Origin of the sequence: Kineosporia succinea (assembly GCF_030811555.1) — a bacterium.
GTDB classification, from domain to species: Bacteria; Actinomycetota; Actinomycetes; order Actinomycetales; family Kineosporiaceae; genus Kineosporia; species Kineosporia succinea.
Genome location: NZ_JAUSQZ010000001.1, coordinates 1,812,247 through 1,825,350, shown reverse-complemented (window position 1 = coordinate 1,825,350; position 13,104 = coordinate 1,812,247). Strand labels below are relative to the sequence as shown.

The following is a 13,104-nucleotide window of genomic DNA, read 5'->3' as shown; positions in this document are numbered from 1 at the left end:
TGTCCCGGGGGCCGCGTGTGTGCTGCTGCTTTGTCTCGTCACCCACTGCTGCTGGTCTGCCCGACCTCCCCGGAGGCGGCCGGAGGGGGCGTCGCGGGGGCCCGGTCGACCGTGTAGTCACCCGCCTGGGTGGCGTCCGGGGTGTCAGGTGCACCCACCTGCCGCAGAACCAGGGTGAGCACGACGGCGACCAGCAGGTTGGCCAGGACCGCCACGAATCCGACATAGATCTGCTTGTCGCTGTCGAGACCGGCCAGCGACAGCTTGTAGGCCGATCCGCCGAAGTGCTCCTTGCCGTTGTTCGGGTTGGGGATCTGGTAGAGCATCCCGATCCCGACGGCCAGCCCGGCGATCAGGCCGGTGCTGAGGGCCCACGGGTGCAGCCAGCGGGTGTACACCCCGAGGGCCACGGCCGGCAGCGTCTGCAGGATCAGGACTCCGCCGATCAGCTGCAGGTCGATGGCGAACTGCGGGTCGAGGAAGAGGATCACCGCGACCGCCCCGAGCTTGACCACCAGCGAGGTGATCTTGCTGACCGACGCCTCCTGCTTCGGCGTCGCGTCCTTGCGCAGGTACTCCTTGTAGACGTTGCGGGTGAACAGGTTGGCCGCGGCGATCGACATGATCGCCGCCGGCACCAGCGCGCCGATACCGATGGCGGCGAACGCGACGCCGGTGAACCAGCTCGGGAACATCTGGTCGAACAGCTGCGGCACGATCGTGTTGGTGTCGGCCTTGCCGTCGCTGGTGACCGGTTTGATGCCCGCGGCCAGGGCCATGTAGCCCAGGAGCGCGATCAGCCCGAGCAGGAAGCTGTAGGCCGGCAGGGCCGACATGTTCTTCTTGATCGTGTCGCGGTTCTTGGCCGCCAGCACGCTGGTGAGCGAGTGCGGGTACAGGAACAGCGCCAGGGCCGAGCCGAGGGCCAGGGTGATGTACTGCAGCTGGTTGTTGGCGTTGAGCAGGGTGCTGCCTCTCGGCAGGCCGGTGTTGGGGTTCGGCTGTGACAGGGCCGCCTCGGCGCTGCCGAAGATGACGCTCCAGCCGCCGAGCTTGTAGGGGATCACGATGACGGCGACGATGATCACCAGGTAGATCAGCGTGTCCTTCACGAACGCGATCAGGGCGGGCGCCCGCAGACCCGAGTTGTAGGTGTAGAGCGCCAGAATCAGGAACGCGATGATGATCGGCAGGTGCCCGTGCACGCCCATCACCTTCAGCACCGCCTCGATGCCGACCAGCTGCAGCGCGATGTACGGCATGGTGGCGACGATGCCGGTGATCGCGACCAGCAGTGCCAGGGTGGGTGAGCCGAATCGGCCGCGCACGAAGTCGGCCGGGGTCACGTACCCGTGTCGGTAACTCACCGACCAGAGCCGGGTGAGCACCAGGAAGGCCATCGGGTAGATGAGGATCGTGTAGGGCACGGCGTAGAAGCCGATGGCCCCGGACGAGAACACCAGAGCCGGCACGGCCACGAAGGTGTAGGCCGTGTAGAGGTCGCCGCCGAGCAGGAACCAGGTGATCCAGGCGCCGAAATTGCGCCCGCCGAGCCCCCATTCGTCGAGATGGTCGAGCGAGTCGGCGCGTCGCCAGCGGGCGGCGACGAACCCCATCACCGACACCAGGGTGAACAGGAGGACGAAGACGACGATTTCGACGACGTGGTCGGAAGCGCTGGGCATCAGTCCCTCCGCTTCGTCTTGTTGTAGACGATCGCCGTGCACCCGACCCCGAGGAGCACGAAACCCAGCTGCAGCCAGTAGAACAGCGGGAAGTCGAGCAGTTTCGGGGTGTCGTGGTTGAACAGCGGCGTGCAGAGCGGGATCACGATCGGGACGAGCAGGAGCCAGTTCCAGTGACTGTGATCGTCACGGTGGGGTAGATCGGCCGGCGGCTCTTCCGGGGTTTCTGGAGACGTCACTGTCTGCTTCCCCTCGCTGACGTTTTCGGCAGAGGCGAGGGACTGTCTATCAGGTCACAGTTTGTCCGCCAAGAACCTGGATCAGATTGGTTCGGAAATCGCCTTGATGATGATGGTGAGGGTGCGACGGCAGACGTCCGGATCCTCGGGGCGGCCGGAGGCCGAGGAGATCCACAGATCGGTGGTCCCGGTCTCGTACCCCGAGATCAGTGCGTTGAGGGCGTCCTCCACGTCGACCGTGAGCCGCCGCCCGGCCCGGTCGAGACCCTGCAGCACCAGCCGGGCCAGCTCCGCGCGGAACGGGGCCATGGCCGTCAGCAGGGCCGGCGCGTGCTCGGGGTTACGGATCATGTAGAGCCCGATCTCGCTCTCCACGAGCCGCGACTCCCGGTCGAGGGGGTACGCGGCCAGCACCCGGCCGACCAGGTCGTCGATCACGTCGGGTGCGTCCTGGGTGGGCTCGGAGTCGAGGATCGCCCGGATGCCGTCGAGCAGCACCTGGTGCTTGGCCTCCATCAGTGCGTTGAGGAGGGCTTCCTTGCTCTCGAAGTTCGAGTAGAACGCGCCGCGGGTGAAACCGGCCTCCTCGCAGATGCTCTCGACGCTGGCGCCGTTCACGCCGCGCTCGGCGACGACCGTGCTCGCGGCGGCGAGCAGGCGCCGGCGGGTGGCGGCCCGGCGGGTGCTGATCCGCGGGGTCGGCTCGGTCTCGGTCACGGTGGTTCCTCGGTGGTCGGCAGGTTCGGTGGTCGGGGCTGCCAGTTTCTCCCAGAAGGCCGCCCCGGTGGTGCATCCCGGGTGGGCATCCCGCTTTCAATACACTACTGTATTCAATACAACCCTGTATCGAAGCTGCTCAGCCGCCCTCTGCCCCGGGCGCTGATGGGAGTACACGTATGTCCACGCTGCTCTATGCGCTCGGCCGGCGCGCCTACCGGGGGCGCCTGGTCGTCGTCGGTGTGTGGGTGCTGCTGCTGGCCGGCCTGGCCGCCGGCGCCGCCACCCTGGGAACCGGCACCAGCGAGGAGTTCCGGATCCCCGGCACGGCCTCGCAGGAGGCGCTCGACACGCTCGGCGACCGGTTCCCGGAGCTGGCCGGCGGTCAGGCCCAGGTCGTCGCGGTCGCCTCCGACGTCACCGATCCCACCTTCCAGAAGGCCGTTCAGGCCTCTCTGCTGGCGATCTCCAAGGTCGACGGGGTCACCGCCGTCGTCGACCCGTACAACGAGCAGGTGCAGGGAGCGATCTCCGCCGATCGGCAGGTCGCCCTCGGCACGGTGCAGGTCGAGGCCGACTGGCGCTCCGACTCCGACACCCTGCGCGAGGCCATCGAGAAGGCCGCCCAGCCGATCGAGGACGCGGGTGGTCAGGTCGAGTTCGGTGGCGAGGTCTTCGCGGTGTCGCTCCCGTCGGTCACCCCGACCGAGGGCATCGGCGTGGTGGTCGCGCTCGTCGTCCTGATCGTCACCTTCGGCTCGTTCCTGGCCGCCGGGCTGCCGCTGCTCACCGCGCTGCTCGGTGTCGGCGCCACGATGGCCGCGATCTGGCTGTTCACCCCGGTGCTCGACATCTCCAGCACGGTGCCGCTGCTCGCGCTGATGATCGGCCTGGCGGTGGGCATCGACTACGCCCTGCTGATCGTCTCCCGCCATCGCGACCAGCTGCGCGAGGGGCTCGACCCGGAGGAGTCGGCCGCCCGGGCCGTGGCCAAGGCCGGGTCCGCCGTGGTGTTCGCCGGGATCACCGTGATCATCGCCCTGATCGGCCTGGCCGTCGCCCGCATCCCGTTCCTCACCGTCATGGGGGTGGCCGCGGCCGGGGCCGTGCTGGTCGCGGTACTCGTCGCACTCACCCTGCTGCCGGCGCTGTTCGGGTTCCTGGGGGCTCGTCTGGCGCCCAAGGCCGGGGGCGCTCAGGAGCGGCACCGCTTCGCCAACTCCTGGCTCAGCACCGTCATCCGCGTCCCCGTGGTCACCGTCCTCCTCGTCGTGGTCGCCGTCGGCGCCCTCGCGATCCCGGCCAAGGACCTCCGCCTCGCCCTGACCGACAACGGCGCCGCCGCGTCCGACACCACCCAGCGCCAGGCGTTCGACCTGGTGGCCGACCACTTCGGCGCCGGGGCCAACGCCCCGCTGCTGGTCACCGCCGACCTCCCGGAAGGCACCGACCCGCAGGCCGTCCTGGCCGGCCTGGCCCAGGACCTCTCCGGCCTCGAGGGGGTGGCCGGCGTCAGCTCGGCCGCCGTGAACTCGACCGGCGACCTCGCCGTCGTCGCCCTGGTCCCCCAGGGCAGCGCGTCCTCAGTCGTCACCTCCGACCTCGTGAAAGAGGTGCGGGACGACACCGCGATCGCGCAGAAGTACGGCGTCACGCTCGGCGTCACCGGCCAGACCGCGATCGCCATCGACATCTCCGACCGTCTCCGTGACGCCCTGCTGCCCTTCGGCATCGCTGTCGTCGGCCTCTCCCTGATCCTGCTCGGCGCCGTGTTCCGCTCGGTCGCCGTCCCGGTCAAGGCCGCCCTCGGCTACCTGCTCTCGGTCGGCGCCTCGTTCGGTGCGGTCACCGCCGTGTTCGAGTGGGGCTGGCTGTCCGGTCTGCTCGGCGTGCAGCGCGAGGGCCCGGTCATCAGCTTCATGCCGATCATCCTGATGGGCGTGCTCTTCGGCCTGGCCATGGACTACGAGGTGTTCCTGGTGGCCCGCATCCGTGAGGAGTTCGTGCACAACGGCGGCGACGCCCGCAAGGCCCTGCGCACCGGCTACGCCAGCGGCTCCCGGGTGGTCACGGCCGCCGCGCTGATCATGGTCTCGGTGTTCACCGCCTTCGTGCCCGAGGGTGACGCCAACATCAAGCCGATCGCGCTGGCGCTCGCCGTCGGGGTGTTCGTCGACGCGTTCGTGGTGCGGATGATCTTCGTGCCGGCCGTGCTCGCGCTGCTCGGCAACTCGGCCTGGTGGATCCCCCGGTGGCTCGACCGGCTGCTCCCGCACTTCGACGTCGAGGGTGAGGGGCTCGAGAAGAAACTCCAGCAGGAGAAGGCCCCCAGCCCGGTCTGATCTCTGGCTGAACCCTGCAGGCCCGTCCCGTCCGGGCGGGCCTGCAGGCGTTGGCCGGAGGGTCGGCCACCGCCGATCGAGTGATCACCGAACCTTGCGTAACTTGTGTCATCGACTGGGTATTCAGTTGGCGGCCAACCGGACGATGAAGTGGTGACGGTCCGCACGGACCGACCCCCCGACTCGCTCGAGAACCCGGACGCCCCCGCGCCCGGGAGCCGAAATCCGGAAGGCCCTGGACCCCGCCATGACCGTCCCCACCCCCGGCGCGCCCTCCCGGCGCAGTCCGCTGCGGCTGCTCGCCGATCTCCGGATCGGCGTCAAAGTTCTTGTCCTGGCCATCTTCTCGGTCATCCTCACCGCTGCGGTGGGAGTCACCGGACACCTCGCGGTGGGCGGTGTGCAGGAGACCGGCGAGCGCATCGTGAACGTCACCGCCGCGCAGAGCCAGATGGTGATCCGCTCCCGCTCCAACTTCAGCGGTTTCCGTCGCCAGGTCCTGGCCGTCGCCGTCGCCCAGAACGCGGAAGAGCGTGACGGCGCGGTGGCGGGTGCCGAGGAGAACTGGACCGAGGTCCGGGACGCGATGAAAGAGCTTCAGGGGATGGAGCTCTCGGACGCGGAACGCACCGTCCTGGAGCAGGAGATCCTTCCCGGCCTGGACGGGGTCTGGCAGATCTGGAGCGAGCAGCTCCAGCCCGCCGCGGCGCTGAACCTCACCCGGGCGCAGATCAACGCCTACGTCGCCTCGATGGACGGTGACTTCGGTGACGCCGTGCAGAAGTTCCTCGACGGCAACACCGCGCTCACCAAGCTCCTCGATGCCTCCATGTCCGAGCAGGTGGACCGGTCCGGTGCGGACGCCCGCGGCGCCACCGTGCGGATCTGGGTGCTCACGGTGGTCGGTGCCCTGCTCGTCTTCGGGATCGGCCTGCTCGTGGCCCGTCTGGTGTCCTCCCCGGTGAACCGGTTGCGGCAGTCGCTCAAGGCGCTCGCCGAGGGGGACCTGACGGCGGTCGCGGACGTCGACAGCCGTGACGAGATCGGCCAGATGGCCCAGGATCTCAACGAGGCCACGGTGTCGCTGCGGTCGGCGATGATCCAGATCAACGGCACCTCGGGCACGCTGCAGGACAGCTCGCGCAGCCTGAGCGCCATCTCCTCGCGCATCGCCGAGAACGCCGACGCCACGTCCGGCCAGGCGTCCGGCCTGGCGGGCACCGCCGGTGAGGTCTCGAGCAGCGTGCAGACGGTCGCGGCCGGCACCGAGGAGATGGAGGCGAGCATCCGTGAGATCGCCTCGTCGTCGGCCGAGGCCGTGCGGGTCGCGGCCAGCGCGGTGAACGAGGCGATGACCGCCCGGGCGACCGTGGCGAAGCTCGGTGACTCCAGCGTCGAGATCGGCAACGTGGTCAAGGCGATCACCTCGATCGCCGAGCAGACCAACCTGCTGGCCCTGAACGCGACCATCGAGGCCGCCCGCGCCGGGGAGGCCGGCAAGGGCTTCGCGGTGGTGGCGGAGGAGGTCAAGCAGCTGGCCCAGGAAACGGCTCGCGCCACGGAGGACATCTCCCGCCGCGTGGAGACGATCCAGGGTGACACCCAGGAGGCCGTCGACGCGATCGCCCGCATCTCGCAGACGATCGAGGACGTCAACTCCTACCAGACCACGATCGCCTCGGCCGTGGAGGAGCAGACCGCCACCACGTCCGAGATCACGCGCAGCATCACCGAGGCCGCCGCCGGATCGGTCAGCATCGCCGGCAGCGTCGACTCGGTGGCCCAGGCCGCGCAGGCCTCCAGCGCGAGCATCTCCCAGGCCGAGCAGGCAGCGGGGGAGCTGGCCGGGCTGTCGGCCGAACTACGCCAGCTCGTCTCCCGGTTCCGGCTGTGACCCAGTGCTGACACTGCACCCGTGCCGGAGCACCTGTCCGGGTGAGTCGGTGACACAGACATGAACCATGGCCACGCTGAGTATTTCAGTCGTGCCGATCCGCTGCCGATGGGGTCTGGACGAACCGATCCGCCAGGCAGTCCTGGCGGCCGGTCCCGACCCGCAGCACCGCACGCAAAGACGCAGGCACAGATCCACCGCACACACCACGAACAGCACCACGCTCCGACCCCCTCCCCGCAGAGCGCCATCCCCCCGAACTGCCGGCCGCCTCCCACGGCCGTGCCGACGGAAGGTAGTAGGACCACCTCCCATGACAGCCGCCAGCGACATCTTCACGTCGCGCACCGTGGCCGGGACCCCCACCGGCCGCTCCACCCCCCTCCGGTTCGTCGCGGACCTCCGGATCGGGGCCAAGATCCTCATTCTCGCCGGGGTTGCCGTGGTGCTGACGGCCCTGGTCGGCCTGACCGGGCAGACCGCCGTGAGCAGCGTGCAGAAGACCGGGGAGAGCATCGTCAACGACACCGCCGAGGCCAGCACCCTGATCCTCGGCACCCGGTCGGACTACAGCGCCTTCCGCCGCTACGTCTACACCACCGCGATGGCCCAGAACGCCGAAGGCCGGGACAAGGCCCTCGAGAACGCGAAGGGCAACTACGACGACGCCCTCGCCGCCTGGAAGCAGCTCGGCACCATGCCGCTGTCGGCCTCCGACCTGGACACGCTGAACAACAAGCTGATCCCCGCGGCCGAGCAGTCCTGGCAGCTCTGGGAACAGCAGCTCCAGCCCACCGCGTCGAACCTGAACCTGAACATCCGCCAGCTCGACGCCTACACGGCCAAGGCCAACGCGGAGTTCGACCCGATCGCCGACGTGGTGCGCGACCAGATCGCCGCGATCGTGAACAACCTCGACCAGACCATGTCCGACCAGGTCACCCAGTCCGCCTCCGACGCCCACGGTGCCGTGTTCCGGATCTGGGCCATCACGATCGTCGGCGCCCTGGTGCTGTTCGGTCTCGGCCTGTTCATCGCCCGGATGGTGTCCGGCCCGGTCAACCGCCTGCGGGACGCCCTGGTCTCGCTGGCCGAGGGTGATCTGACCTCCACCGCCGACGTGAACAGCCGCGACGAGGTGGGTCAGATGGCCCGGGCCCTCAACGACGCCAGTGTCTCGCTGCGCTCGGCGATGATCCAGATCAACGGCACCTCGGGCACCCTCAGCGACTCCTCGCGCAGCCTCGGCTCGATCGCCGGGCAGATCTCCTCGAACGCGGACGCCACCTCGCACCAGGCCTCCAGCCTGGCCGGCACCGCGACCGAGGTGTCCGGAAACGTTCAGACCGTTGCCGCGGGCACCGAGGAGATGGAGGCGAGCATCCGTGAGATCGCCTCGTCGTCGGCCGAGGCCGTGCGGGTCGCCGCCAGCGCCGTGAACGAGGCCGTCACGGCCCGCGCCACGGTGGCCAAGCTCGGTGACTCCAGCGTCGAGATCGGCAACGTGGTCAAGGCGATCACCTCGATCGCCGAGCAGACCAACCTGCTGGCCCTGAACGCGACCATCGAGGCCGCCCGCGCCGGGGAGGCCGGCAAGGGCTTCGCGGTGGTGGCGGAGGAGGTCAAGCAGCTGGCCCAGGAAACGGCTCGCGCCACGGAGGACATCTCCCGCCGCGTGGAGACGATCCAGGGTGACACCCAGGAGGCCGTCGACGCGATCGCCCGCATCTCGCAGACGATCGAGGACGTCAACTCCTACCAGACCACGATCGCCTCGGCGGTCGAGGAGCAGACCGCCACCACCTCGGAGATCTCCCGGAGCATCACCGAGGCGGCGGCGGGTTCGGCCAGCATCGCCTCCAGCGTGGACTCGGTGGCGCATGCGGCGCAGGCGTCCAGCGACAGCATCTCCCAGGCCGAGCAGGCCGCCGGGGAACTCGCCGGACTGTCAGCCGAACTACGTCAGCTGGTTTCCCGCTTCCGGCTGTAAACCACTGAAATACAACCGAAATCACTGACCAGCTGAGATCAGCACGAAGAGAGATAGGCGGATCATGCAGGCACTAGTCGTCGACGACTCGCGGGTGATGCGGACCATCCTGACAAAGCTCCTCACCGGCCTGAACTTCGATGTGGTTCAGGCCGGCGACGGGGCGGAGGCACTGGCCGCTCTCGACGCCGGCGCCCGGCCGGAGGTCGCGCTCGTGGACTGGAACATGCCGGTCATGGACGGTCTGACCTTCATCAAGAAGGTCCGGCAGAACCCGGAGTACCGGGACGTGGTGCTGATGATGGTCACCACCGAGAGCGAGCAGAACAACATCGTGCGGGCACTCGCCGCCGGTGCGCACGAGTACGTGATCAAGCCGTTCACCGACGAGGTCATCGCCGAAAAGCTGGAAATGCTGGGGCTGATCGAGCGATGAGCACGGAGCAAGAGCTAGCAGTGGGTGAAGGGAGATCCCCCCGATGAGTATCGCGACCACGGACTTCACCTTCGTGGCCGACCTGGTGCGCCAGCGCAGTGCGATTGATCTGCAGCCTGGCAAGGAGTACCTGGTGGAGTCCAGGCTGGTGCCGCTGATGCGCACCAGCGGGGAGAGTGACCTGAGTGCGTTCGTCGGCCGGCTGCGCCGGGGGGACGCGAAGCTGATCGACTCGGTCATCGACGCACTCACCACCAACGAGACCCTGTGGTTCCGGGACACGGCCCCGTTCGACGTCTTCGCCAAGCAGTTGCTGCCCGATGTGGCGAAGAGTTCGCTGACCAAGAAGATCACCGTCTGGTCGGCGGCCTGCTCCTCCGGTCAGGAGGGCTATTCGCTGTCCATGCTGCTGCTCGACTGGCTGCCCCGGAACCCGGGTTTCGAGGCCCGGGTGGTCGGCACCGACATCTCGCACAAGATGGTCGAGCGGGCGAACGCGGGCAAGTACTCGCAGCTGGAGATCAACCGCGGTCTGCGGGTGCCCTACCTGGTCAAGTACTTCGACCAGGTCGGCCGGGACTGGGTGCTCAAGAAGGACGTCCGTGACCTGGCGACCTTCAAGTGGGGCAACCTGGCGCTGCCCCCGGTCGGTCATCCGCAGTGCGACATCATCTTCCTGCGGAACGTGCTGATCTACTTCGACGCGGCGACCAAGAAGCGCGTCATCGAGAACTGCCGGTCGGTGCTGCGCCCGGGTGGGTACCTGGTTCTCGGCGGCGCCGAGACCGCCCCCTCGCTCGGCCCCAACTGGAAGCGTGTAGAGGTTGACCGCGCGGTCGTTTTCCAGCACCAGGGAGGTGGCGCATCATGATCGACACCGAGGAACTGGCTTCTGCCCAGCCCGATCTGGAGATGCTGCTCGTCGAGATGATCGCTTCGGTCCTCGGTGAGCACGCCGAGCCGACGCCCGAGCCGCTGCCCGCGGCCGTCGGCCTGGCGGTCTCCCGCCTGGTGATCCAGGACCCCGAGGACGGCACCTTCCTGGGTGTCGACGTGCGGGCCGAGGGCAACCTCATCACCACGCTCGCGGCCACCCTGCTCGGGGTGGCGGAGCCGGCGCCCGACGACATGCTCGACGTGATCGCCGAACTCGGCAACATCGCGGCGGGCAACGTGAAGTCGCTGCTGTGTCACAACGGTCAGCTCTCGCTGCCCGCGCCGCAGCTGGCGTTCGAGCACGAGGGTGACTCGCCCGACGCGGTGCGCGCCGGTGCGAGCCTGCTCGGCAACGTGGTGGAACTGGTGGTGATGCCGCTGCACTCGGCCGATCCCCAGACCCGCTGGCCCTCGGGTTCGGCCCAGCACGCCGCCGCAGGCGTCTAGAACATCGGCCGGCACTCCCTGCACGGGGGTGCCGGCCGATTTCTGTCTCAGGCCTTCTTCTGCGCCTCGGCAATACGTTTCAGCTGGTCGTCGGTGATCGAGGGCCGGTGGCTCGGCACCGGCTCGATGCGCAGCGCGGCCAGGTGCAGGTCGAGATGACGCTGCCAGGCGTCGGGCGCGTTCTGCCCGGTGACCGCCACGATGCCACGCAGCGCCCACATCAGGGCTCGGACGTCGCCGAACGAGACATCGGGTGAGATCCGGCCGTGCGCGCAGGCCTGCGTGTGCAGCTCGGCGATCAGTGCGTTCAGCTGCAGCTGGTGCTTCTCGTTGCCCGGGCTGAAAAGCTTGGCCGAGTAACCGTGATGGCGGGCCAGCGACCGCCCGAAGGCCCGCAAGAACGTCTCGAGTCCCCGCTCGTCTTCCAGGCCGGCCCGGGCGGTGCTGATCAGCTCGTCGAGAATGATCCGGACCAGCTCGTCGACCAGCGCCTGCTTGTTCGGGTAGTGCCGGTAGAGCGTGCCCACCCCGACGCCGGCCCGCGAGGCGATCTGCTCCATGCTGGCCTCGACGCCGGACTCGGAGATCACCTCACGGGCAGCCGTGAGCACTGCTTGGAGATTGCGCGCCGCGTCGCGTCGCATCGGGCGCAGAGACGTTCCCACGGCGCTCACCTCAGACGGGCCGTCACTCCGGTTCATCACCCACGAGCGTACCGCCCGGCACCAGGGCGAGTTCCGGGGTGGCCACCGGGGTTTTGCTGTCCGTGGTGGACGTGGTGGTCGCCGTGGTCACGGCCCGCGCCTTCGGGCGCAGGTCGGGGATGAGCAGCCCGGCCAGCGTGGCCAGCACGAGAGCTCCTGTGAGCAGGGTGAAACCGAGCGTGTACCCGGACTCGGCCGGGAACCCGGCCGGGCCGGCGTGCGAGGTGACGACACTGGCCATCACGGCCGAGCCGATCGCCCCTCCGATCGTGCGGATGTTGGCGTTCATGCCGCTCGCCACCCCGGTCTGCTCCTGCGGCACCCCCTGCACGATCAGCCCGGACATCGCCGAGAACACCAGTCCCATACCGAATCCGAAGACGGCGCAGCCGATCAGGATCTGGAGCACGGTGTCGTGGGCGAAGGCGAACATCAGCATCGAGAGCATCGTCACGGCGCACCCGGTGACGGTGAACCACTTGCCGCCGAAGCGGGCCGAGAGGTTGCCCGAGAGGATGCCGGTGGGCAGCTGCACGATGCACTGCGGGGCCATCATCAGGCCGGAGAGCGTGATGCCGGCGCCGAAGCCGTAGCCCGCGGCCTCGGGGGTCTGCAGCAGCTGGGGCAGGAAGCCGAACACCGCGTACATCGCCACCCCGAGCAGCAGTGCCACCAGGTTCGCGGTCCAGACCGGCCGGCGCCGCATCATCCGCATGTCGATGAGCGGTGTGGTGGCCCGGGTCTCGGCCAGCACCCAGAGTGCGGCCAGCGCCGCCGCGGCCGCGATCAGGCCGAGCACCGGCAGTGAGATCCAGCCCCACGACGACCCCTGGCTCAGCGCCAGCAGCAGGCAGACCAGCCAGGCCGACAGCAGCAGGGCGGGCGGCCAGGAGATCCGGCCCGCCGAGCGCACCGGCGAGGCGGGAACGAGCCGCCAGGCCGCCACCGCCGCGATCGCCGTCATGATCATCGGGATCCAGAACAGCCAGCGGTAGCTCAGCACGTCGACGATCGGGCCGGCGAGCACCAGGCCCAGCCCGCCCCCGACCGCGCTGAGTGAGGCCAGGCTGCCGACCGCGCCGGTCACCCGGTGGGCCGGGTACTCGTCGCGGATGATGCCGAAGGCCAGGGGCAGCACGCCGCCACCGAGGCCCTGGATCACCCGGGCCACGATCATCACGGCCAGGTTGGGCGCCAGCGCCGAGAGCAGCGAGCCGACCGCCAGGGCGATCAGGGTGGCGACGAAAACCCGTTCCTTGCCGGCCAGGTCACCGATCCGGCCGAGGATCGGCGTGGCCACCGAGGCGGACAGCAGGTAGGCGGTGAGGACCCAGGTGACGCCGTTCTGGGTGGTGCCCAGGTCGTGCTGGATGGTCGTCATCACCGGGATGACGAGTGACTGCAGAAGGGTGAACGCCGCGACCCCGAGGGTGAGGACGGCGAAGGTGACGCCCGGGGCGGTGCGGCGGGGGCTCCTGGGCCATGACTTCTCAAGATCGGATTCTGCGCTCGGAATTCCGGCGGCGGACCGCATCGTGCTCCTTGTTCGCTGGTCGACGGAACTGAGATTCCGTTGCCGTCCCAAACTACCGAACTGCGGAATGCAGATTCCGTTTCGCCGCCCGACTGGCTCCCGGATGTGATGTATGCCTCAGGGCCGGGGGAGCATCTATTGCCAATCGGGCACGACGCCGGAACACTCAGCGGAAATACA

The 13,104-nt window shown here is 68.9% G+C and carries 11 protein-coding genes; 6 read left to right on the top strand and 5 right to left on the bottom strand.

The window, feature by feature from the left end; translation table 11 throughout:
* Window positions 1-38 precede the first annotated feature (38 nt).
* The 3 genes from mctP to J2S57_RS08040 all read right to left on the bottom strand — a co-directional run bounded on the left by mctP (window position 39) and on the right by J2S57_RS08040 (window position 2,641).
* Window positions 39-1,685, bottom strand: a complete 1,647-nt coding sequence (gene mctP, locus J2S57_RS08050) for a monocarboxylate uptake permease MctP (RefSeq protein WP_307240058.1) — start codon at window positions 1,683-1,685, stop codon at window positions 39-41.
* Window positions 1,685-1,924, bottom strand: a complete 240-nt coding sequence (locus J2S57_RS08045) for a DUF3311 domain-containing protein (protein WP_307240056.1) — start codon at window positions 1,922-1,924, stop codon at window positions 1,685-1,687. Before J2S57_RS08045 ends, mctP begins: the two co-directional genes overlap by 1 nt.
* A gap of 81 nt (window positions 1,925-2,005) precedes the next feature.
* Window positions 2,006-2,641: a TetR/AcrR family transcriptional regulator gene (locus tag J2S57_RS08040; RefSeq protein ID WP_307240054.1), complete on the bottom strand. Its 636-nt coding sequence runs from the start codon at window positions 2,639-2,641 to the stop codon at window positions 2,006-2,008.
* Window positions 2,642-2,820: 179 nt separating this feature from the next.
* Here J2S57_RS08040 and J2S57_RS08035 point away from each other — a divergent pair, with 179 nt between their 5' ends.
* The 6 genes from J2S57_RS08035 to J2S57_RS08010 all read left to right on the top strand — a co-directional run bounded on the left by J2S57_RS08035 (window position 2,821) and on the right by J2S57_RS08010 (window position 10,686).
* A complete protein-coding gene (locus J2S57_RS08035; RefSeq protein ID WP_307240052.1) occupies window positions 2,821-4,983 on the top strand; it encodes an MMPL family transporter in 2,163 nt (720 codons plus the stop codon).
* Window positions 4,984-5,230: 247 nt separating this feature from the next.
* On the top strand, window positions 5,231-6,877 hold the full coding sequence (locus tag J2S57_RS08030) for a methyl-accepting chemotaxis protein (protein WP_307240050.1): 1,647 nt from the start codon (window positions 5,231-5,233) through the stop codon (window positions 6,875-6,877).
* A gap of 313 nt (window positions 6,878-7,190) precedes the next feature.
* Window positions 7,191-8,867: a methyl-accepting chemotaxis protein gene (locus tag J2S57_RS08025; RefSeq protein ID WP_307240048.1), complete on the top strand. Its 1,677-nt coding sequence runs from the start codon at window positions 7,191-7,193 to the stop codon at window positions 8,865-8,867.
* 64 nt (window positions 8,868-8,931) lie between these two features.
* On the top strand, window positions 8,932-9,303 hold the full coding sequence (locus tag J2S57_RS08020) for a response regulator (protein ID WP_307240046.1): 372 nt from the start codon (window positions 8,932-8,934) through the stop codon (window positions 9,301-9,303).
* A gap of 43 nt (window positions 9,304-9,346) precedes the next feature.
* Window positions 9,347-10,174, top strand: coding sequence for a CheR family methyltransferase (locus tag J2S57_RS08015; RefSeq protein WP_307240044.1), 828 nt, complete (start codon window positions 9,347-9,349; stop codon window positions 10,172-10,174).
* Complete coding sequence (locus tag J2S57_RS08010) at window positions 10,171-10,686, top strand: chemotaxis protein CheX (protein ID WP_307240043.1); 516 nt, start codon at window positions 10,171-10,173, stop codon at window positions 10,684-10,686. The genes J2S57_RS08015 and J2S57_RS08010 overlap by 4 nt, the downstream gene beginning before the upstream one ends.
* A 47-nt stretch (window positions 10,687-10,733) precedes the next feature.
* On the opposite strand, the gene J2S57_RS08005 is transcribed toward J2S57_RS08010, so the two are convergent.
* Together J2S57_RS08005 and J2S57_RS08000 are read right to left on the bottom strand one after the other, a co-directional pair.
* The gene (locus J2S57_RS08005) at window positions 10,734-11,351 is read right to left on the bottom strand and encodes a TetR/AcrR family transcriptional regulator (RefSeq protein WP_307240041.1); all 618 of its coding nucleotides are present in this window, start codon (window positions 11,349-11,351) and stop codon (window positions 10,734-10,736) included.
* A 22-nt stretch (window positions 11,352-11,373) separates the two neighbouring features.
* Window positions 11,374-12,924, bottom strand: a complete 1,551-nt coding sequence (locus J2S57_RS08000; RefSeq protein WP_307240038.1) for an MFS transporter — start codon at window positions 12,922-12,924, stop codon at window positions 11,374-11,376.
* Between the last annotated feature and the right edge of the window lie 180 nt (window positions 12,925-13,104).